The organism is Flavobacterium ginsenosidimutans (assembly GCF_003254625.1).
In the GTDB taxonomy this organism is placed as follows: domain Bacteria; phylum Bacteroidota; class Bacteroidia; order Flavobacteriales; family Flavobacteriaceae; genus Flavobacterium; species Flavobacterium ginsenosidimutans.
This window is the reverse complement of record NZ_QJRJ01000078.1, coordinates 1-23,628: the sequence shown is the minus strand read 5'-3', so window position 1 is coordinate 23,628 and position 23,628 is coordinate 1. Positions and strand designations below refer to the sequence as shown.

Genomic DNA, 23,628 nt, shown 5'->3' with positions numbered 1-23,628 from the left:
ATGAAAAATATGAAAAAATTACTCGTTATTATATTCGTATTTTCAATACAGTTTATAAACGCCCAAGATCAGGAATTGGCAAGAGCGAAACGTTTTTTTGATAAAACGTATTACAGCGAAGCTATTGTTTTATATCAAAAATTAGCAGATGAAAAGCCTTCGCAAGAAGTAATCAAGAACTTGGCAGATTCTTATTTCTATACCAATGATTTGGTTAAAGCACAGCGTTATTATCGTCTTCTGATTTCAAATTACAATAATGATTTGGACAGAGAATATTATTTTAGATATGCACAGACTTTAAAAGCAACAAATAAATATGATGATGCTAATGCCAATTTAAAAGAATATTATTCAAAATCAGCCAATTCAGAAGATAGTGCCAATTTTGAAAATGATCTTAAAACTTTAGAAAATGTAACCGCGATAGGCAAACGTTTTGAAATTAAAAATCTCGCTATAAATACACCAAATTCAGAATTTGGAGCTGTAAAATATGGAGATAATTTAGTTTTTGCTGGAGTAAAATTGAAACCAGGTTTGTTTGATAAAAAATTCAAATGGGATAACGAAACCTATTTGAATATAGTTGCAATTCCTCTTACAAATATAAATTCGGCAGATTCTATTGTTCATTATTTTGCGAAAGAATTAAAAACAGGAATGCACGAATCGAATGCTATTTTTACAAAAGATGGTAAAACAATGTATTTTACCCGAAACAATTCTAAAAACGGAAAGAAGAAAAAAGACGATAATAAGATCTCCAATCTTCAAATTTTTAAAGCAGAATTAGTAGAAGGAAAATGGACCAATATTACGTCTCTGCCATTCAATAGTCCAAATTATTCTGTGGAGCATCCTGCTTTAAGCGCAGATGAAAAAGTATTGTATTTTGCTTCTGATATGCCAGGATCATTTGGTTCTTTTGATATTTATTCGGTTAATATCAATAAAGGCGCTTTTGATACGCCGAAGAATTTAGGTCCGCAAATTAATACAAACAAGAGGGAACAATTTCCTTTTGCGTCTGCAGATAATAAACTTTATTTTTCGTCAGATGGACATTTGGGTTATGGGTCTTTAGATGTTTTTGTTTCTGAAATTACTGGAAACGAATATTCAAAACCTATAAACGTCGGACTTCCATTGAATTCCAATTTAGATGATTTTGCTTTTTATATCGATTCAAATACCAAAGAAGGTTTTTTTGCTTCGAATAGAGAAGGAGGAAAGGGAGGCGACGATATTTATCAATTTAAAGAAACAAAAGATTTAATTGTTGAAGATTGCAAACAATTTATCGCTGGAACTATTACAGATGTTGATACTCAATTAGCTTTAGAAAATGCTACCGTATTGTTACAAGATTCTGAAAACAAAACTTTAAATACAATCACAACTTCTGCCGACGGAAAATTCAATTTTACTGTTGCTTGTGAGACTTCGTATAAAATTTCTGCTTTCAAAGAAAATTATACAAATGCATCGAAAGCGCTAACTTTAGACAAAACAAGAGATAAAGTAAACGATGGTTCTTTAGCTTTAAAATCACTTGAAGTTATCAAACAGGAAGAAAAGCAAATTGCTGAAAACAAAAGAAAGCAGGAAATTATTCTAGAAGAAGAAAACAAGAAAAAAGAGGCTTTAGCCGCAATTCAATTAAAAGAAAAAGAGAAAAAAGCCAAAGAAGCGGCTATCGTTGCAGCTGAAGTTAAAAAGAATGAAAAGGTAAAAGAAATCTTAGCAAATGAAAAAGATGTTGTAAAAGACAAAGACAGATTAATCATTAAAACAGATCCAATTTACTTTGACTATAATATGTGGTACATTCGAAAAGAATCGAAAGTGGTTTTAGGAAGAGTTGTAGAATTGATGAAGAAATATCCGGACATGAAAATCGAAATTGGATCTCATACTGATTCTAGAGGAAATGCTAAATTTAATGAAAATCTGTCTCAAAAAAGAGCCAATTCGACTAGAGAATTTATCATACAATCAGGTGTAGACGCTAAACGAGTTACGGCAAAAGGATATGGAGAATCGGTGCCAATTGTAAAATGTAAAACAGACGAATCTTGCTCTGAAGAAGATCACGAATTGAACAGAAGATCTGAGTTTGTAATCAAAAATTTATAAAATTATAGTAAGAAGAAAACCTTTTTTCTTTAATTTTATATTGATATCAACGAAATAAAAATAATTATGAGAAATCTGGCCTTATCTTGTTTGCTTTTATCCTTTATTGGATTGCAAAGCTGTAAAAATGAAGAAAAACAAAAAGCTGCTGAGGCTGCAAAAGCAGAAGGCGAAAAAGTAGTAAGCACTGCATGCTACAAAGCAATTTATGAAAAGGATACAGTAGATTTAAAATTGAATACTTTAAAAAACGGAAAACTAGCAGGAGATTTGATTATGAAAGTTGCGCCTTCGACAGTTAGAACAGGAGAAGTTGCGGGAGAATTTCATGGAGATACTTTGTTTATCGACTATACTTTTAAAGACAATGTAAACGGAAATAAAACTTTCAAGAATCCTATGGCGCTATTAAAACGCAACAATCAGCTTATTTTAGGAAACGGAACTATGCAGACCACAATGGGTGTTACTTATTTAGTAAAAGACCAACCAATTGATTTTGAAAGTGTAAAATACAAATTTGATTCTGTTGAATGCGTTGAGAAGTAAAACGTATAAAGTGAAATGTCAGATGGTTTCACTTTACCAATAAAATAAAAAGCCGTTTCTAATTAAAGAAACGGCTTTTGTTATTTAAAGATTTTTAAATTCTTATTGAACTTCACCCTTAATTTTAAGAGCTACTCTTCCGTCAGGATAGTTTACTGCGTTTGTTTCGACAGTAATTGTTTTACGAATAGGTCCTGCGACCATATTATATTTTACATCGATTTTTCCTTTTTTGCCTGGCTGAATTGCTGCCGAAGGTTTTGTTACAATAATCGAACTTACTGTAGATTCTGCGCCTGTAATTAATAAAGGAGCATCTCCCGTGTTAGTAAATTCAAAGGAACGAAGTCCGTTGTCACTCTTAGAAATTTTTCCATAATCAATTGTATTGTCTGGAGCTGCAAATTCAATTTTAGGGCCATTTTGTGCATAACTTATTGCGCTAAACAATAAAACTGCAATAAAAGAGGCTGCATTTTTCATATGAATCTTTTTTTAATTGTAAGTAAATATACATTCTTTTAATTAACACACAAATTATTATTTCTCTTTTTATAGTCTACTTAATTATTTACTTTTGCTGTCAGTTATAAATACAAAAATTGAACCATTTTTTTGTTTAACTGTTTAATCGTTTATTTGTTTAATCGTTGAGATTGATTTATAAATGATTTTTTTAAACAGAAAATGAGAAAACAATTCAATTCGAAATTCGATGATCAAAACCGATTAAACGGTTAAACAAATTAACGATTAAACAACCCTAGTAAATGACAATTCCAGCACAATTTGACGCTAAGACGATTGAGAGTAAATGGTATGATTACTGGATGAAAAACAATTATTTTCATTCAGAACCAGATCATAGAACACCGTACACCATTGTAATCCCGCCGCCAAACGTCACTGGAGTCCTTCACATGGGACATATGTTGAATAACACGATTCAGGATGTTTTAATTCGTAGAGCACGTCTTAAAGGATTCAACGCTTGTTGGGTTCCAGGAACAGATCACGCTTCTATTGCAACTGAAGCAAAAGTTGTAGCGAAGTTAAAAGCAGAGGGAATCAATAAAAACGATTTGACCCGCGAAGAATTCCTAAAACATGCTTGGGAATGGACAGATAAATATGGTGGAACAATCTTAGAGCAACTTAAGAAATTAGGAGCTTCTTGCGATTGGGAACGCACTAAATTTACTATGGATCCAGATATGTCTGCTTCTGTAATTAAATCGTTTGTAGATTTATACAACAAAGGATTGATCTACAGAGGATACCGTATGGTAAACTGGGATCCAGAAGCTAAAACGACTTTATCTGACGAAGAAGTTATTTATGAAGAACAACAAGGAAAATTATTTTTCTTAAAATATAAAATCGAGGGAACTGAGGAATTTTTGACCATTGCCACAACTCGTCCAGAAACTATTTTTGGAGATACTGCAATCTGTATTAATCCGAACGATGAGCGTTTTACACATTTAAAAGGTAAAAAAGCGATTGTTCCAATCTGTGGTAGAGTAATTCCAATTATCGAAGACGAATATGTAGATGTTGAATTCGGAACAGGATGTTTGAAAGTAACGCCTGCACACGATATGAACGATAAAACTCTTGGAGAAAAACACAACCTTAAAATCGTTGATATTTTTAATGAAGATGCAACTTTAAACAGCTTCGGATTACATTATCAAGGAAAAGATCGTTTTGTAGTTCGTACAGAAATTGCAAAAGAACTAGAAGAAATTGGCGCTTTAGCAAAAACAGAAATTCACTTAAATAAAGTTGGAACTTCTGAAAGAACAAAAGCGGTAATCGAACCAAGATTATCTGACCAATGGTTCTTGAAAATGGAAGAATTGGTAAAACCAGCAATTAAGTCAGTTTTAGAAACAGGAGATATTAAATTACATCCAAAACGTTTTGAAAACATTTATGCGCATTGGTTAAACAACATTCGCGATTGGAATATTTCTCGTCAATTATGGTGGGGACAACAAATTCCAGCATATTATTATGGAGACGGAAAAGAAGATTTCGTAGTTGCAGAAAATATCGAAGATGCATTAGCGTTAGCAAAAGAAAAAACCAACAATCAACAACTAACAACCGACAACTTAAAACAAGATGTTGATGCATTAGATACTTGGTTCTCATCTTGGTTATGGCCAATGTCAGTTTTTGGCGGAATTATGGATCCAGAAAGTCCAGATTTTAAATATTACTATCCAACAAATGATTTGGTTACAGGTCCAGATATTTTATTCTTTTGGGTTGCCAGAATGATTATTGCAGGTTATGAATATGCGGGCGAAAAACCATTTACAAATGTATATTTGACTGGTTTAGTTCGTGATAAACAACGCCGTAAAATGTCTAAATCATTAGGAAATTCTCCTGATCCTTTAGATTTAATTGATGCTTTTGGTGCTGATGGTGTTCGTGTAGGATTGCTTTTAAGCGCTTCTGCAGGAAACGATATTATGTTTGATGAAGAATTGTGTAATCAAGGAAAAGCGTTCTCTAATAAGATTTGGAATGCCTTTAAACTGATTAAAGGTTGGGAAGTTTCAGAAACTATCGCACAGCCAGAATCATCAAAAGTAGCGATAGAATGGTACGAAGCGAAATTACAGCAGACTTTAGTTGAAATTGAAGATAATTTTGAGAAATACAGAATTTCAGATGCTCTTATGGCAATTTATAAATTGGTTTGGGATGATTTCTGTTCTTGGTTCCTTGAAATGATCAAACCGGCTTACCAACAACCAATTGATAAAGCAACGTTTGATAAAGCGATCGAAATGCTAGAAAACAACTTGAAGTTATTGCATCCGTTTATGCCTTTCTTGACAGAGGAAATTTGGCAATTAATTGCTAAAAGAACTCCGGAAGAAGCTTTAATCGTTTCAACTTGGCCAGAATTGAAGCCTTTTGATGCAAAATTGATTTCAGATTTTGAAAACTCAATTGAAGTAATTTCTGGAATTAGAACGATTCGTAAAGACAAAAATATTCCGTTTAAAGATGCAATCGAATTAAAAGGAATCAACAGCGAAAATGTTTCAGCTTATTTTGATTCAATCATTACGAAATTAGGAAACGTTTCTGCTTTCGAATATGTTTCTGAGAAAGTAGACGGCGCATTGTCTTTCCGTGTAAAATCAAATGAATACTTCATTCCAATTACAGGAAATATCGATGTTGAAGCTGAAATTGCAAAACTGACAGAAGAATTAAATTATACAAAAGGATTCTTAAAATCTGTTGAAGCAAAGCTTTCTAACGAGAAATTCGTAAACGGAGCTCCTGAAAAAGTTTTAAATATAGAGAAACAAAAACAAGCAGATGCTCTAGCAAAAATTGCTACAATCGAGCAGAGTTTGGCTGGTTTGAAATAAGAAATCAAACTTAGTTTATAAATAATATTAAACCTTAAACCCGACAGTTTTTTGAAAGCTGTCGGGTTTTTATATTTCGTAAAAATTATCTTTTATATAGAAAACGGTATCTATAAATTGAAGAATGCCATTTTCGGTCAATACATTTTCGTCGTGAAGATCTTCAAGAATAATTCCTAAGTCAGGATTACAGTAGTCATTATTTTTGGTATTTAAAAATCCGTTTACAAGCATAAAATTTTTTACAACTTCTAGATCTGTTGGCTCAGTTGCTTTAACAAAAGGTTGTTCAACAACTGCATATATGATATCTTCGGTTTTGAAAAAGCCTAATAAATTGTATGCTGTGTCTGGGAAAAAGAAATTGTTTAATAATAGATTATTGAAATAATCTATCCAAGAGTTATAATAAATAGAATCATTAAGTTTGATTACATGTTTCCCGTCTTTTAAATAGACCTTTTGTTCTGCTCCTTCAGAAACATAATTATCAAGATTGATATCTAAAATCCAAAGACTGTTTAATTCTATAAACTTTTCTAAGGTCTCTTTTTCTTGTTTTTTGAAATGCTTGAATTCTTTAGCCATTGTGCCTGCGCTTTGGCTTCTTCTAAGGTAACTGGCTGCTGCTTGGATAATTGTTCCATGCTTAACTTTGCTCTTTCCTGAAATGATAAGTTGTAATTCATATTTCATAATGTTGAATACAAAAATAGCATATTTTTTCAAAAACCAAAATAAAAGTAAGTTTTGTATTACTTTCATTTATCTTGTTTAAAATAAAAATCCCAAGATTTTTCTATTTCCACAGAAACAGAAAATCTTGGGATAAATCAAAAAAACTTCTAATTCAATATTTTAGAACTTGTAACGCACGCTTGTCATGAACTGACGAGGAGCGATTGGGTTCACACTGTAATTTTCGTGAACGGTATAATTTAATTCGTTCGTAATGTTTGATAATTTGCAAAGAATAGAGAACTTATTCCAAGTATATCCAGCCGAAGCATCGATTGTAACATAACCATCAATCGGAATTTCTCTGTGGTAGATACCGTCAGGATATTTTACAAGATCAGTGCTATATTGATCATTCCATCCGCCTAAACGATCACCAATGTAATTTCCTATTGCTCCAACAGATAATCCTTTTAATATACCTTCTGGTACTGTGTAAAAGAAACTTAAGTTTGCTGTATTTGCTGGAGTTCTTACAAGACGGTCACCTTCTATAAAACTTCCGTTTAAACCAGAAGTTTTTGTATAACGCATATCGTTGTAGCTGTATCCTGCAATAATGCTAAGTCCTTCAATAGGTCTTGCTGTAACGTCAACTTCTACCCCTTTGCTTTTAGTTTCACCACTTAAAACTTTTACGTTTGTATCTGAATTAGGACTTCCGTCAGCTTTAAATTCAGCAGTTTGAGCCAGATTACTGTTTGTAATTTGATAAACAGTAACATTTGTGCTTAATAATCCTTTTAAGAAATCAGTTTTAATACCAGCTTCATATTGATCAATAATAGATGGTTCAATTGGTTTTAAATCTGCTGTAGTTCCTGTGTTTGGAGTAAACGAAGTAGAGTAGCTACCAAATATAGAAACGTCTTTTCTTGGTTGGTATATCAATCCAAATTTTGGTGAAAATGCATTGTCTAATTTTTTAGCACCTACTGTAGGAACTGCATTTTCAGGCTTAACTGTTTGTACATTATTAGCATAAGTTTCTTTGTAAGTTGTAACTTCTGCTTCTTGCCATGACCAACGTACACCTGCTAATACTTTTAACTTCTCTGTAATAGAGATTAAATCTTGAAAATAGGCACCAAAACGATTCGTCTCAGTTTTTGCAATTTGAGTGGCTCTCGCATCAGGAATATCATTTCTTTGCGTTGACGGATCAAAGTTGAAAAGATTAATTGTATCATAATTTGCTGGAGTAAAAGCAAAAGTATAAGCTGTTGCAAACGAGTTTTCCCAGTCTGCACCTGTAAAAATTTGATGTTTTACAGATCCTGTATTAAAGTTTCCTTGAAGACTTAATTGATCTCCTAGTATTTGTTCTGAGTTGTCGTTTTGAACTAAAGGTCTTGTCCAGTCTCCATTCTCTTTTACTGTAGATAATTGTGCGGTAGATTTTGAAGCTCTGTCATAGTTCTGAAAAGAACTATTGAAATTAAGTTTCCAGTTTTTATCGAAATCATGATTTAATAATACAGATGCACTAGAAGATTTAGTTGTACCATTAGACCAAAGCGATCCGTAGAAAGCATTTCGAGGTAAATCAAGAATTTGAGTTCCTACGATTCCAGTTCCGAAATCTGGTGTCCAATCTGCACTTAAATAATCTCCTTGTAATGTAATTTGAGTTTTTGGATTAATTACAAAAAGTAAAGACGGATTTACATATACACGTTTGTTTTTTACAACATCTCTAAAACTTTCTGAGTTTTCGTAAGAACCGTTAATTCTAAATGCGATTGATTTATTAAGTCCTCCATAAAAATCAAATGATGGTTTATAATAAGCATAACTTCCAATCTGCATTGAGATTTCGCCTCCGCTTTTGAATTGAGGAGTTTTAGTAACTAAATTAAGAACTCCTCCTGGAGCCACATTTCCAAATAATAAAGCCGAACCTCCTTTTAAGAATTCTACTTTATCTAAACCAGAAACATCTGGAATTGATCCTGCGTTGTAACGAAATCCGTTTTTGAACATATTATTTGAAGACATGTCATAACCTCTTGAGTAAAAAGATTCTGTAGCTCCACCACGAGCAGAACTTACATAAACACCATTAGCATTTTTAAGAACTTCACTTAATCTAATAGCTTGCTGCTGTTCGATAACTTCAGAACCAATAACTTGTATACTTTGAGGATTATCCATTGGTTTTAATCCAGAGCGAACTGCTGTAACTGGTTTTGGTTCTTTATTTTTAGTAACAACTACTTCATTTAAAATTTCTCCTTTTTTATTCTTAACTGTATCGGTTACTGAAGAAGTAGATTCGGTGTTTGAAAAATCTTGACCATAAGAGGCAAAACTTAATAATCCTAATGCAAATAGTAAATTATATTTCATGTTGTTTATTTAGATTCAATAAAAATAGATCGCCGCAAATATACAATTGCATGAATGTGTTAAGGAAATTTATGGGGCGTTTTCTTACTTAAACCTTTCTTATTGTTTTCTTAAGATTTGCTTAAGAATTTTCTAATATTATTTTAATTTAGTATAAATAGCAACAAAAAAAACCTTGCCATTAGCAAGGTTTTTTAAATTGAAATTAAATCTAAGAATGAAGTTTTTACGAAAATTATTTTACTAATTATTTTACTGTAATTTGGTAAGTAGCCATTTTCCAGATTTCATCGTATTTTTTTCCGTTATGTTCGCCAGATGATTTATCTGTGTGAGCATATTCTACCATATAGTTTCCAGACCAGATTGGTGTAAAAGAGAATTCTCCTTTATCGTTTGTCCATAATTCTTTTTCCCATCCGTTTGGTGCAATTACTTTAATTTTTGTTTCTTTTGCAATAGCTCCGTCATAAGAGGCAACACCAGTAATTTTAGTATCTTTTTTTGCAGCATCTGCATTTTCTGAGAAAACAGCAATTTTGTTTGTATTAGAAGCAATATTGTTTCCAGCAGCTTTATTTCCAACTACAACATTTGCACTAGAGTTATAATCTAATTTCATTGTTCCGTAAACATCTCCAACTGTATGGTGCATCACAATAGTGTAAACTCCGTCTTCGTCTGGTGTAAAGAACGCTTGATATTTATTTTCTAAAGCTTTTGAAGTCAGTTTTGTTTCTTTTTTTGAAGGAGAAATTACAACCAAAGTAAAATCTTTTAAATCAGAAAACCATTTATCAGCTTTTGTAATATCGTTATCAGAGAATTCTCCAAAATAAACAGAGATTTCCTGAGCTTTTCCTTTTGTTCCTGTTGCTTTGGTTTCGATCCATAGTGCATGGGCAAAAAGCTGAGGTGCAGCAAAAAGCATTAGAAATAAAAAGCTTAATGTTTTTAAAATATTTGATTTCATAAGATCAAGTTTAAATTATTAGAATGATATTTTTTACAAACATAACGCTTATTTAGAATAATTAAAAATAAAACAACTAAAAAAAGCCTCGAATCTTTCTATATTTTGAAAGGCTCCGAGGCTTCTTATGAGATTTTGGTTAAATCTTAGAATTTGTAAGCAAAAGTAGCTACAACATTTCTAGGCTTTTGCGGATTTACGGTTGACCATCCTCCATTAAAATAATCTTTGTTGGTAATATTATTTACATTTAAACTTAAACGATATTTAGTGGAGTTATAGAAAACAGAACCATTGATTACAGTATATTCTGGAAGAATAAATTTACCGGTTACGTCACTATCTAGAATGGCATTATCGCTGGCATAATTTCCTCCAAAACCAATTCCAAAATTCTCTAAAGCACCTTCATTAAACTTATAAGTTGCCCAAAGATTTACTAGATTTTTTGGACCCGCCCAAAATGGTCTTTTTCCTTGATCTAGCCAAACATTACCTTCATCACCTTTTGTAATTTTACTATCATTGTAACTGTATCCCGCAATAATGCTTAGACCTTTTAGAGGTGCGGCATTCAAATCAAATTCAAATCCTTTGCTTCTTGCTTCACCGCCTTGAGCACTGTACATTGGGTTGCTGGTAACTAAATTAGCAACATTAATATCGTAGTAACTCATTGTCGCGGTTAGTTTATCTGAAAATAAGTTTCCTTTTACTCCAAATTCTAACTGATTAGCATGTTCTGGTTCAAAAGTCTGTGATCCAATGAAATTGCCATCGTTGTCGTAAATTGCTGATGGAGCGATATTTCTGAATCCATTCATATAATTTGCAAAAACGGACAATTGATCTTCAATTGGCTGATAAACGACTCCAAATTTTGGAGAAAATGCAGTCTGTGTATAATTGTCATCGTCAGTTTTTATGTTTCCTTCAGTGTCAAAATAGTCAACACGTAGGCTTGCCATTACTAATAATTTATTGTTAATGTTCAATACATCAGAAGCATAAGCACTATAAGTTGCATCTTTTGAGTTATAATTTGTTGCAGGTACTGTAGATAATAGTTGGTCTACTGAAGTTTGTGTTAAGAAGTATGGATTATCAGCATCTAATTGTCTTACTTCTCCCTGAGCGGTAACATTGTAAAGATGACCATATCCTGATCCGCCAAACATAACATTTCTATCAAAATAATCTAAACCAACAACAAGACGATTTCTCATATTCCCAATTTTAAAATCTCCAATAAAATTTTGTTGAATATCTGTGGTTGCTGTTTGCGATTGTTCTTTTGTGATCCATAAAGCAAAATCACGATTTCCGTCTTCATTGTCGTATATATAAGAGTAATAGCCTCTCGATTTTGAAGAGCTTCTTGAGAATACCGTTTGTGAAGTCCATTGATCTGAAATTTTATAATTCATCTGACCTTGTAAACTGTATCTCGGATTTTTTATGGGTAAATCATTACTGTAAAAAGATAAATCTGTATTGTAATTTAAATCGGCAAGATTAGCAAATTGTAAAGGAGTGTCTCTTCCTAAAAACAACATCGATGGCGTAGTTTTCTCTTCGGCCATAAATTCAGTATTAATTAAGAAAGATAATTTTTCGTTTACTTTATAGGAAAGGGCAGGAGCTACAAATATTGAAGTTCTAAATCCTGCATCCTGAAAACTGTTTTCAGTCTGATAAGCCGCATTAATTCTGAAAGCTACATTATCAGTATCATCCAATGGCGTGTTGATATCTGCGGTAACTCTATTTAGTCCAAAACTACCAGCAAGATAAGATACTTCGCCTCCAAAACCACTATATGGCTTTTTTGTAACAGTATTAATCAATCCTCCGTAACTAACAAGACTACTTCCAAACAATGTTCCAGATGGACCTTTAATTACTTCAACTCTTTCAATATTTGCTGGGTCTAAACTTCCACTTGTTAATCCTGGCAATCCGTTTACAAGATTTGCCTGCACTTCAAAACCGCGTAAAGAATAATAAGATCCTCCGTCGCCTCCACGTCCTGTAGATTCCCATAATTTTTGAATTCCAGGTACATTTTTTAAAGCATCTTCATAATTTGTAATGGCTTGCTCTTTCATTAACTCTGATGAGACAATGTTATATACCTGCGGATTTTCTATATTTTTAAGAGGCATTTTAGAAACGTAAGTACTTTGTTTCGGGAAAGCTTTTCCTCTATTGTTGGTAATGATAACTTCTTTTAATTGTTTGTTTGAAACGGTCAATTGCAAATTAAGCGAAGTAGTTTCGGTAGCCGCAACTTTCACTTGTTGTTCTAGAGTTTCGTAACCAGTTAATGAAACTTCTAAAGTATACGTATTAGGTTTAACACGGTTAAATTCGAAAACTCCCTCTTCATTACTAATTGTTCCGTATTTTGAATTTTTAAGAATAATATTTACGCCTACAGCAAATTCACCATCAGAGGTTGTTATAATTCCTTTTATTTTTCCGAAGTTTTGCTGCGCAAAGAGATTGCTGCAAAATAAAAATAGCATACAGAATATGGTACTTATCTGTTTGATGCTACGATTTGAATAGTTCATGGTAATTTTTTTTTGGATTAATTTTGGTTATTTTATTTAGAACAAATAAAAACAAGGCAAAAATATAAATTATAATTTCTTGAACAACGAAAGAGCGAATGTTTATGTAAACTATAAATGCTTGATTTTTATCTTTTAAAAGATAAAGCCATTCGTTTTCGAATGGCTTTATCTGGAATAGAAAATTAAATTCTTATTGTTAAGTTAACTAAGAAGTTTGCGGGAGTTTGAGCCATTCCGTAAGAATCCCAATATTTTGTGTTTGTCAGGTTGTTAAATTTAACCCCAAGTCTCCATACTGGTCTGTCATAAAATACAGTGGCACTATAAATCGAATAAGAAGGAGCATAAAAGCTTTCGTCTTCAAATTTATATTGTTTGTCTACATAATTTCCTCCAAAGCCAAAGCCTAAATTTTTTAATGTGTTTTGAAATTTGTAGGAAACCCAAAAATTCAACACATTTTCTGGTGCACCGCTGGCTTTATTGCCTTCAATGGAAGCGTCGGACGATTTAACGATACGGTTATCATTGTAAGCATAACCAGCCGTCAAGTTTAAACCGTTTATCGGATTGGCAATAAATTCAAAATCAATTCCTTTACTTACTTGTTTTCCATCCTGAATATTATATCCGTCAGGATTTGTTCTTGTAGCATTATCAATTGTAATGTTGTAGTAGCTAAGTGTTGTGCTTAATTTTTTATTGAATGCTTCTACTTTTACACCACCTTCATATTGATTAGCATAAATTGGCTTTAAAATTAATATTGACCCGTCTGGCTGATTTACTGGCCCAGAATTTTGAAAACCATTCATGTAATTTCCAAATAAAGAAACCTGTTCTTTAACCAGTTCATAAACCAAACCTAATTTTGGAGACAAAGCAGTTTGGTTGTAGCCCTCTGTATCTTCGATTTTTTTCTGAACAAAATTATCCAGACGAAGACTTAACATTGCCGATAAGCGATCTGTAAAACTAACTACATCTGAAGCGTAGACACTGAAAGTCTGTTCATTTGGAACACCAAATTGCATTTCCTTCAATTTTGGGTCTACATCGCTTTTTCGAATTGGTTCGAAATCTGTTGTTACATCAATTTCATCTAATACTTGTGTTGTAGCATATTTAAATGTTCCTTTTGTAAATCTGTAATTAATACCAGCTAAGAGTTTATGTTTGATGCTTCCTGTTGAAAATTCACCATTAATATTTTCTTGAAAATTGGTGAAGTTATTATGAATTGGGCCAAAACGAGATACCATTCTTTGAACTTCTGTTGGCGATTTCCATGCAGTGTAGTATTGATAACTATGATCGACACGTTCGTCTACTAGTGAGAACAATGTTGTAGATTTCCAGTTGCCAGAAATTTTATATTCTGCCTGAGCAAATATTTTAGGAGAAGTCGTTTTAGCATCAAGATCATCTGCAAATAAGCTTGTTTTGTAATCTACTTTTAGATCTGTTGGGTTGGTAAGTCCAGCCGCGTAAGAACGTCCGTAAGTTGGACGGGTATTATTGGTGTTGAAAATCTCTGTGTCTAAACTCAGCGTTAATCTATCGGTTGCTTTATAAATAATGCTCGGCGCAAATAAGACTGTTTTATTAAAGCCATAATTTAAGAAGCTGTTTTCTGTATTTGCCGAAGCGTTCATTCTAAACAAAACTTTTTTGTTTTGAGTCAAAGGCATATTAAAATCTACCGCAACACGCTGCAGTCCAAAGCTTCCTCCTGTATAAGATATCTCTGTTTTGCTAGTTTCAAAAGGCTTTTTTGTGACCAAGTTTACAACTCCTCCAAACGAAGAAACAGAAGAACCAAACAAAGTTCCAGAAGGGCCTTTTAGCACCTCAATTCGCTCGGCATTATCAATTGAGATTGAGCTTCGTCCAGAAAGAGTCTCCATTCCGTTTCGTGCGTTTACACCCGTACTGAATCCTCTAAAACTAATTTCAAGTCCACCAGAAGGATATATTTTGGAGATCGCGCCCGTAGCATTTTGCACCGCACTTCTTATGTCAACCGCAATTTGCTCTTGTAATAATTCTTTGTGAATAACATTGTAAACCTGAGGATTCTCCAAGTTCTTTAGTGGCATTCTAGCAACATAATCGGTCTTTTTTGATAAATTGCTTTTCTTGCCATTTACAACCACTTCATTCAATTCCTTATTAGAAACCTTTAATTGTAAATTAGTGGTAATGGTTTCATATTCAGAGACAATTATTTCTCTTTCAAGCGTTTCATAGCCCGATAAAGATACCTGTATAATGTAGGTGCTGGGTTTTACTCTGCTAAAATCAAAACTACCGTCATCATTAGAAACGGTGCCATATTTCGTATTTTTAAGGATAATATTGACACCGGCAGCAGCATCGCCATCAGATGTTGTGATTGTTCCTTTAATTTTTCCGTGGTTTTGTGCAAAGGCAGATAAAAACGAAAATAGTAGACTGATAGAAAATAGAAAACGCGAAGTTTTCAAACTGAGGTAATTCATTGCTATTAAGTAATTGGTTTATAAATAACATTTATTTAGAATAAATAAAAACAGTACAAATGTAAAAATTAAAATAACTTTAACAATTTTTATTTCTGCCCTTTACTAATGAAATTGTTAAATGTTGATCTTAGAGATAATTAAATGAAATTCTTAGTTGATGTTTTACTGAGATAAAGTTTTAAAGCCTTAATTTTGCAGTCTGAAAAATGACTTCATGATTTTACCATTCTTTAAAAAGATTCAAAATACGCCCAGAGGATACCGTATTGCCAATACTGTTTTTTTCTTCCTTTCTGGTTTTGGATATTCTTCGTGGGTTTCGCGAATTCCACGCATACAAGCCCAATTGCATTTATCTGAAGCCGAATTTGGAGCAGTTTTATTTGCTTTTCCGATAGGTTTAATGCTTACAATGCCTTTTACAGGAAAATTATTGAATAAATACAGCAGTCGTTATATAATGCTTCTTGGCGCAGTTATGTTCAATATTGCGCTGTCTTTGCCTGGTTTGGCAGCATTTGTTTGGCAGTTGGTTATCATACTTTTATTCTTTGGAGCTTCTCGTAATATTTTCAATTTATCTATAAACGCACAATCTCTGGAAGTGCAGAAACTATATCCAAAATCGATTATAACACGTTTTCATGCGGTTTGGAGTATTGCCGTTTTTTCGGGAGCTGGTTTAGGTTATGTAATGGTAACACAGCATATCGCGCCTTCACACCACTTATTGGGAGTAAGTATTTTTATGCTTGCGCTAACGGCTTGTTTTTACCCGATGAGTATTCATAATGAGCCTGTTCCGGTGAAAAAGAAGTTCTTCTCAATGCCAGAAAAAAATCTGGTAAAATTTTCTTTGATTTGTTTCGTTTCTATGGCTTGCGAAAACACAATGTACGATTGGAGCGGAATTTATTTTGAAAATATATTAAAAGCTTCTCCAAAATTAACCAGTGCCGCGTTTGTATTTTTTGCTTCGGCAGTAACGTTAGGACGTATTTTTGGTGATTATGGCGTAATGAAATTTGGAACTAAAAAAATCTTGCTTTACAGCGGAATCTTAATAACAGCTGGTTTTGGAGTTTGTTTTATTTTGCCGTATGTTTATCCAACTATTTTCGGTTATGTTTTAATCGGATTTGGGGTTTCTTGCGTGGTTCCGTTAGTGTTTAGCATTGCAGGAAGATCTTCAAAATTAAGCAGCGGTTCTGCTTTAACTTCAATATCAACAATTGGTTATTTAGGATTTTTATTGGTTCCGCCAATGGTTGGTTTTATTTCTGAATATCTAAGTATGAAATGGGCATTCTTAATTATGGCACTTCTAGGAATTCTGATGATTTTTATGGTGAATAAGATCGGGGAGAATGAGTGATTTTTTTAAGTTGCTAAGGTTCTGAGATACTTTCGTAAAGAAGATGCGATTAATAAAATGCACTATTTTTTTAACATTTGAAATTTATATAATCAAAAGGTACATATTTTAGATCCTTTCGATTCTATTTCCTTTTTAAATTCTAAAGGCAATTGTATTTTATTTCTGCACAAATCCTTCATCTCATATTGCTGAGTTTCTTTATTAAAAAGTACTGCCTGAGAAGAAAAGTAATCTGAATTATAGTACCATATATCAGCATTTTTATCAACATATAAAACCCAATAGTGATAAGCGCTAAAAGTTTCATTTAAGCTTTGTTGAAACAGTATTTTATTTTTACTGTTTCTTATGGCAAATATTTTTGATCCGTCTTTTAATTCTTTAATCAAAATATTTCGATCCTTTCCAGGAATAGTGTAAATTCCATCGTCATACAAAAAACCTGATTTAATGCTTTTATAGCTTAATTGATAATTGTTGCAAGACACAAAAAGAAGAATTAAAATAATATTAATCATTATTCTAATTCTTCTTTTTGTCATTTTATTTTTTACAAAAAACATTTAACTACTTCTTCGTCATCACAAACTTCTCAGAACTCGGTTTTCCATTCAAATTCCCAGAAATCTCTGCGGTTAAAGTATTATTGGCACCTTTAGTATAAGTAATTTTTTGAGGATAATCGTGTTTCGGATTCTCGAAAACCAATTTTTGATCTGTTTCAGAAGTAGAAGGGAAGAAAACTGGTTTATCTTCGTTTTGACCTTTTACAGTTGCTTTGTAAGTCAGCGTTTCGCCTAATTGCGCCAAAACAATAGTTTCAAAATGCAGAGTGTCTTTTCCTTTAATAAAATAAGAAGAAGCGCTGAAAGTACTGTCGTTTAATTTTTGCCAGTTTTCAGATAAAATGCCTTCTGGAGTTTTATTTTCCCAATTCCCGATTAACCAGTCGGCTTTTTTGATTTTGTCTTTTTCAACGGTTTCTTTTTTCTGGCAAGAAACGAAAGCTATGATAAGGGCGATAAGAGTAATTTTCTGAAACATATTTATTAGATTTTGGGTTTGGTAATATTGCTACTAAAGTATGAAAATTTTTTTAGCCACGAATTCACGAATTTATATCGAAATGCAGTAATGATGGTTTGCGATGAATTTTACAAATTTTATATATTTAAAATCTGTGCTAATCTGCTCAAATCTGTGTGAAATAAATTAATGCTTTCGTGGAATTCGCGACAAATAAAACATCCAGTATATCAATAAAAATTCGTGAATTCGTGGCAAAAAAATCAAACGCTAGCACTCAAAATCGAATAAACCAATTCCTTAGTAGGTTTTTGGTCTTTTAATTTAGCTCGAACTTCATCAAAAGTCACTTTGAAATCGCAACCCGATTTGTACTCAGCGCAGCCATAAGCAGTTTTGCCTTTCAGAATCGTTCCTTTTTTACATTTCGGACAAACTAATGCATCTGAACTCTCTTTTGATTCGGCTTTTTTATCTGTTTTCTTTGGCTCTAATTTCAGTTTGTAGTTTTCTTCAAAACGAAGTAAACCTTCAACAGTTCCAGAATCGGTTTTGAAACCTTTAATGTTTACTGTCGAACCTTTCTGAACCAATCGTAAATATTGGCTTTCCGTGATTTTTTTATCATGAAAAACAAAAGGCAGCACAAAATCACAGCCCGATTTGTATTCACTGCATCCAAAAGCCGATTTTCCTTTCAGTATATTTCCTTTTTGGCATTTCGGACAAGTTTCTGCCGAAATTCCAGAGGCTTTCTTTTTCTCTTTTTCTGCTTTTACAACTGGTTTCTGAACCGTTGCAGCATGTGAAATATTGGCGTGTTTGGTTTCGCTTCGTACTTCATAAACCAAAGCTTCAACCATACGTTTCATGTTTCTAATAAACGCCGCGGCGGTGAAAGTTCCTTTCTCGATATCTTTCAGCTGTTTTTCCCAAGTTCCGGTAAGTTCGGCTGATTTTACCAATTCGTTTTGAATCGTATCAATCAATTGAATACCCGTTAAAGTGGGTAAAACCTGTTTTTTATTTCGAACAATATATTGGCGTTTGAAAAGCGTTTCGATAATATTCGCACGTGTTGACGGACGCCCGATTCCGTTTTCCTTCATCAATTCACGTAAATCTTCGTCGTCAACCTGTTTTCCAGCGGTTTCCATTGCACGTAATAAAGTTGCTTCTGTAAACTGATTTGGCGGTTTGGTTTCTTTTTGAAGAAACGAAGGCTCATGCGGACCTTTTTCGCCCACAGTAAAACTCGGCAATAAATCGGGTTCTTTTTCTTTCGCATTCGGATCTTCAAAAACAACGCGGAAACCTTTTTTCAAGATTTCTTTCCCTGTCGCTTTAAAAGTTACATCGGCGGCTTTTCCAATAACTGTTGTGTTGGCAACGAGACAATCATCATAAAAAACAGCAATAAAACGTCTTGTAATAATATCGTAAACCTGCTGCTGATTGTGTGGTAGATTGTTCTGAACTCCTGTTGGAATAATCGCGTGGTGATCGGTTACTTTTTTATCGTTGAAAACCTTTGGAGATTTCTTGATTTTTTTTCCTAAAATTGGCTGAGTCAATTCAGCATAATTGGTTAATTTTTGCAGAATTCCCGTCACTTTCGGATAAATATCACCAGGTAAAAAAGTCGTATCAACTCTGGGATAGGTAATTACTTTCTGCTCGTATAAAGTCTGTGCAATCTTCAATGTTTCTTCTGCCGAAAATCCAAACTTTTGATTGCAATACACCTGTAAACCAGTTAAGTCGAAAAGTTTTGGCGCGTATTCGTTTCCATTCTTTTTATCAACAGAAACAATTTCGAAATCACTTTCTTTGACTTTTGCAGCAACAATTTCCCCATCTTCTTTGTTTAGAAAACGACCTTCTTCATAACTAAAAAGCGTTTCTCTGTACAAAGTCTGTAATTCCCAATACGGTTGAGGTTTGAAATTTTCGATTTCTCTAAAACGATCTACAACCATCGCCAATGTTGGCGTTTGTACACGGCCGATAGACAGAACCTGTTTGTAACCGCCATGTTTTACGGTATATAAACGCGTTGCATTCATTCCTAAAAGCCAATCTCCAATTGCTCTGGAAAACCCAGCGTAGAATAAATTATCATAATTAGAAGAGGGTTTTAAGTTTTCAAAACCTTCTTTAATCGCTTCGGTTGTAAGTGACGAGATCCATAAACGCTGAATTTCTCCTTTATAATGCGCTTCGTTCATCACCCAGCGCTGAATCAATTCTCCTTCTTGTCCAGCATCCCCGCAGTTTATAACCACTTCGGCTTTATCAAAAAGACTTTTTATAATTTTAAACTGTTTCTGAATTCCCGAATTCTGAACGACTTTAGTTTCGAACTTTTCAGGAAGCATCGGTAGATTGTTCAAATCCCAACTTTTCCAGTGTGGTTTGTAATCGTTAGGTTCTTTTAAGGTGCATAAATGTCCGAAAGTATAGGTTACTGCATAACCATTGCCTTCGTAATATCCATCGTGCTTGGTATTGGCACCTAAAACAGATGCAATTTCTCGTGCTACACTTGGTTTCTCAGCAATACAGACCTTCATTTTTTCTTTTCTAGTTGGACGAGCGAAATTAGGGAATTTTTAAAAGAGTTACTAAGGTTCTAAGATACTAAGATTTTAAGTTTTTTTCTTATTTTAGGAGAAAGATGGTATTGCCAATAATTATTAGGACTAAAATGCTAGTTTTTTTTTTCTATGCAGATATATCGTATGCAGTATTCATTATTGGTCTAAGGTCGAGATACATTTGTCTTGTATCACTGCCTTCATCACTATCAGTAAGAAATTTGAAGCCTAGTTTTGTATAAAAATCTAATGATTGACTATATGCATCGACAGTTATTAATTGACAGGCACAATTGCTATTTTGTTCTAATGCAAGATCAATAACAAAATTTACTAATGCTCTGCCAATTCCTTTTCTTTCTTTTTTTGTTAATTCACAAACAGCTAGTCTTCCAATTTTGATTGCAGGGAATTGTCTCAGATGTCTTTTTGGATGCGAAATCATTTTTTTTAATAATCTATTCAAAGCATTTTTTGATGCAAAATCCTTTTCCTGAACAGCTAAAGCATCATTGTAAATACTTAAATAAGCAATAGTTTTATCTTTGCTTTCGAGTAAATAAGTGGTAGCCAACAATTCTTTTTTATAGTGAATAGCTTTATTGCTAAGGAAGCTATTCAAATCGTCGTCTCCACATTCAAAAGGAAGAATGTTTGTGTTGGAATTTAATTTAGAAAATGAAAAACCAGTGAAAGGCATTAATTTACCTTTAGAATTTCTTTTAATTTACTCGCGTCAGTTCGAATTGAAGTCAAGGTATCAACACTAACTTTTTTATCTCTATTTGAATCAATAGATTTGTAAAAGTTAACGGCTTCTTTACCTTTTAAAACGGGAGTGTTTTTGATTGGCTTTGCCATTGCGATGAATATTTGATTAATAAATTATTTTACGGAAAGCCGTATTTTATTGTATGCTGACGTTACCATCTTAGTTTTTGTAAGAAAGATAGGTATTTTTTACTTGACAAACATACAAAATGTATTGGTATAAATCATGCTTTTGTCACAACATTTTTGTTATATGATTTCTTAATTTTAGAAATAGAGTAAAAAACAAAACCAATAATACTACTGATTTTGTCATTTTTTTTAGTTTAAAAAGGTATAAAGGTATTTTGCCAATTGAATTATTTATTAATAATACTCAACGGTATAATCTGCTGTTGCTGGAACAGGGCCATTATTTTCATACACCATATGCCAACTTATAGGATATCCGTCATTATCATATTGGTGTGCATAGGTTGACGTGCCGTAAATGGTCATATTATTGGGCGTTATTCCAGTATGTTTGTAATTTGATATTCCATTTCTGCATTCTAGATAATAGATACTTCTATACAGTTTTTTAAATGCATAATAGAAAGGATTTTTTTTATTATCGTATACATATTTCACAACAAAATCACCATAATTATAATTGTTTTCTTTGAATGTTATTTGAGTAATATTATTGTTGTCATCATACAAATACTCTTGTACCATAAAAGTATAATCTGTTGTTGGGGATAAATTTCTGTATTTGATTATGCGCTGTTTGTTATCTAGATAAAGCTCAGAAATTTGATCGTAATGAGCCGCCGACTCGTAATTGTATGAGTTTGTAATAGTTATTTTATTGTTGTCGTATTTCAAAGTAATATTGTCTGGCGATCCCGTTCGTGACTGTTTTATTAATCTATTTTTGCTATCATACTCAAAAGTATATTCTTGATCAGACACGTGTCTGCTTATTAGCTTCCCAGAATTATCATAGGTAAATGTTCCAGAAAATAAATTAAAACCCGTTCCTTTTGTTAGATAACCGTTGCTGTATTCATAAAAAGAATCGTAATCACCAGGATATTCAGGAGTGTCGGTCTTATAAGCTTTCATGTATTTTACATCTTGGTCTTCTGAATTATTTTCAGAATCTGAACTGCAACTGAATAAAAAAATACTTAAAACGAATAATAAAGCAGGTAATTTTAGTTTCATATTTAGGAATAGAAGAAAGTTTTTAGGAGAGCAAGATAGCAAATGATTATAATTAAGAAGATTGTTTTCAGTATTTTTTGTCATTTAATTCTTGTTTTTTTAATCAGTTTTCGACTATCATTCTCAATTTGCGCTTCTAAATAAGAAATTACCTTTTTGAACTACAATGCTTCCTTCGTTTTTCTAAAAACAAAACAAATAAATAAGAAAATAATTACATAAACTTTAATAAGTAAGAATTGTATTATATATTTGCATTGATTTTGAAAATTGAAATTTTCTATTCTAGACGTTTCAATAATTGAAAGTTAATTATCAAGTTTTAATAAATAATTATAAAATGAAGAAGATTGCATGCTTACTGTTCTTAATCCAAAGCGGGTTTATGATGGCACAAACAGAAACTGTTGTTACAGTAAACGGAAAAAAAGTACAAGTTGCACCAAATGCGGGTACTGCAGATAATGGTTTAACTGCAGATAATGGTAAAATTCAATTGGGTGGAAATTTAATAAAACCAACCACTTTGAAAACAACTTCTGTTAATACCTTAAAAATTGTTGGATTGCAAACAGGAACAACTGCGGACTCATTATTAACTAAAGATGTGAATGGTGTAGTAAGACAAATTGCCAATACAAATTGGAGTACCAAAGGAAATACTGGAACAAACTGGAAAAAAGATGCGATGGGTACTCTTGATGACCAGCATGTGGTCTTTGTAAGGAATGGCAAACAAAGTGGTTTTTTAGGTACTAACAATACTGGATTTGGATATGGTACTTTAGGTGATTTTGATGATGATGGATATAATGTTGCTTTTGGAGTCAGAGCATTGTCAACGGGAAGTTATAGATGGAATGTTGCGGTTGGATATGAGGCATTAAAGAATAATATTGGAAACGGAAATACAGCTGTAGGTTACCTTGCCGGAAGTAAGGGCTACAAAGCAAATTATAATACATTTATTGGAAAGCTCGCAGGAAGCGAGAACTATGAAGGTATTTACAATGTAGCGATAGGTAATGAAGCTCTTAAGTCCCATACTAAAGGACATGATAATATTGCAATTGGAAGTTTTGCACTTCAATTTTTGACAAATGGAGATAATAATACAACTAATACTCTACTTAACTTAACAGACGGTTCTGGAAATAATGTTTTTGGAGGTATGGGGCAGTTAAAAAAGGGAAGTAATAATACAGCTCTTGGTTTCAGTGCTGGTAGTGGTTATGGTACAGATGGGGGAGCAATAACTGAATCGAATTATTCTGTTTTTATTGGTTCTAATACGAGTGCTTTGGCAGATAATAGTTATAACGAAATAGTGATTGGTAATAGTGCTATGGGTAGAGGTTCCAACACTGTAACAATTGGTAATGCTAACATAACTTCTATCGGAGGTTACACCC

The 23,628-nt window shown here is 32.9% G+C and carries 16 protein-coding genes and 1 pseudogene; 5 read left to right on the top strand and 12 right to left on the bottom strand.

The window, feature by feature from the left end:
- Window positions 1–9 precede the first annotated feature (9 nt).
- Both DM444_RS13430 and DM444_RS13425 read left to right on the top strand, forming a co-directional pair.
- Window positions 10–2,139, top strand: a complete 2,130-nt coding sequence (locus DM444_RS13430) for an OmpA family protein (protein ID WP_111287936.1) — start codon at window positions 10–12, stop codon at window positions 2,137–2,139.
- Window positions 2,140–2,205: 66 nt separating this feature from the next.
- Window positions 2,206–2,688, top strand: a complete 483-nt coding sequence (locus DM444_RS13425; RefSeq protein ID WP_111287483.1) for a hypothetical protein — start codon at window positions 2,206–2,208, stop codon at window positions 2,686–2,688.
- Window positions 2,689–2,790: 102 nt separating this feature from the next.
- Here the strand turns inward: DM444_RS13425 and DM444_RS13420 are convergent, their stop codons facing one another.
- Window positions 2,791–3,171 carry a DUF1573 domain-containing protein gene (locus DM444_RS13420; protein ID WP_111287481.1) on the bottom strand — a complete coding sequence of 127 codons (381 nt, stop codon included), beginning with the start codon at window positions 3,169–3,171 and terminating at the stop codon, window positions 2,791–2,793.
- 287 nt (window positions 3,172–3,458) lie between these two features.
- On the opposite strand from DM444_RS13420, the gene DM444_RS13415 reads away from it, so the two are divergent.
- Window positions 3,459–6,092 (top strand): valine--tRNA ligase, encoded by a 2,634-nt coding sequence (locus tag DM444_RS13415; protein ID WP_111287479.1) that lies wholly within the window; start codon window positions 3,459–3,461, stop codon window positions 6,090–6,092.
- Between the two features lie 69 nt (window positions 6,093–6,161).
- On the opposite strand, the gene DM444_RS13410 is transcribed toward DM444_RS13415, so the two are convergent.
- The 5 genes from DM444_RS13410 to DM444_RS13390 form a co-directional block, all read right to left on the bottom strand.
- Window positions 6,162–6,857 (bottom strand): putative polyvalent protein kinase domain-containing protein, encoded by a 696-nt coding sequence (locus DM444_RS13410; RefSeq protein WP_239455682.1) that lies wholly within the window; start codon window positions 6,855–6,857, stop codon window positions 6,162–6,164.
- Window positions 6,858–6,950: 93 nt separating this feature from the next.
- A complete protein-coding gene (locus DM444_RS13405; protein WP_111287477.1) occupies window positions 6,951–9,179 on the bottom strand; it encodes a TonB-dependent siderophore receptor in 2,229 nt (742 codons plus the stop codon).
- 247 nt (window positions 9,180–9,426) lie between these two features.
- A complete protein-coding gene (locus tag DM444_RS13400; protein ID WP_111287475.1) occupies window positions 9,427–10,152 on the bottom strand; it encodes a DUF4198 domain-containing protein in 726 nt (241 codons plus the stop codon).
- 146 nt (window positions 10,153–10,298) lie between these two features.
- Window positions 10,299–12,728, bottom strand: coding sequence for a TonB-dependent receptor (locus DM444_RS13395; protein ID WP_111287473.1), 2,430 nt, complete (start codon window positions 12,726–12,728; stop codon window positions 10,299–10,301).
- A gap of 185 nt (window positions 12,729–12,913) precedes the next feature.
- Window positions 12,914–15,232, bottom strand: a complete 2,319-nt coding sequence (locus tag DM444_RS13390; RefSeq protein ID WP_111287471.1) for a TonB-dependent receptor — start codon at window positions 15,230–15,232, stop codon at window positions 12,914–12,916.
- Window positions 15,233–15,449: 217 nt separating this feature from the next.
- Between DM444_RS13390 and DM444_RS13385 the strand changes: the two genes are divergently transcribed.
- The gene (locus DM444_RS13385; RefSeq protein ID WP_111287469.1) at window positions 15,450–16,610 is read left to right on the top strand and encodes an MFS transporter; all 1,161 of its coding nucleotides are present in this window, start codon (window positions 15,450–15,452) and stop codon (window positions 16,608–16,610) included.
- Between the two features lie 92 nt (window positions 16,611–16,702).
- On the opposite strand, the gene DM444_RS13380 is transcribed toward DM444_RS13385, so the two are convergent.
- The 6 genes from DM444_RS13380 to DM444_RS13360 form a co-directional block, all read right to left on the bottom strand.
- Window positions 16,703–17,155, bottom strand: coding sequence for a hypothetical protein (locus DM444_RS13380; protein WP_162614967.1), 453 nt, complete (start codon window positions 17,153–17,155; stop codon window positions 16,703–16,705).
- A gap of 25 nt (window positions 17,156–17,180) precedes the next feature.
- Window positions 17,181–17,657: a DUF6265 family protein gene (locus DM444_RS13375; protein WP_111287465.1), complete on the bottom strand. Its 477-nt coding sequence runs from the start codon at window positions 17,655–17,657 to the stop codon at window positions 17,181–17,183.
- 245 nt (window positions 17,658–17,902) lie between these two features.
- Entirely contained in the window at window positions 17,903–20,212 is a 2,310-nt protein-coding gene (locus DM444_RS13370) for a type IA DNA topoisomerase (protein WP_111287463.1), read from the bottom strand.
- A 151-nt stretch (window positions 20,213–20,363) separates the two neighbouring features.
- Window positions 20,364–20,936 carry a GNAT family N-acetyltransferase gene (locus DM444_RS13365; protein ID WP_111287461.1) on the bottom strand — a complete coding sequence of 191 codons (573 nt, stop codon included), beginning with the start codon at window positions 20,934–20,936 and terminating at the stop codon, window positions 20,364–20,366.
- Window positions 20,936–21,097, bottom strand: coding sequence for a hypothetical protein (locus DM444_RS23640; RefSeq protein WP_162614966.1), 162 nt, complete (start codon window positions 21,095–21,097; stop codon window positions 20,936–20,938). The genes DM444_RS13365 and DM444_RS23640 overlap by 1 nt, the downstream gene beginning before the upstream one ends.
- A 276-nt stretch (window positions 21,098–21,373) precedes the next feature.
- On the bottom strand, window positions 21,374–22,216 hold the full coding sequence (locus tag DM444_RS13360; RefSeq protein WP_111287459.1) for a hypothetical protein: 843 nt from the start codon (window positions 22,214–22,216) through the stop codon (window positions 21,374–21,376).
- Between the two features lie 340 nt (window positions 22,217–22,556).
- Here DM444_RS13360 and DM444_RS13355 point away from each other — a divergent pair.
- A pseudogene (locus DM444_RS13355) lies at window positions 22,557–23,628 on the top strand (hypothetical protein); the annotation flags it as partial.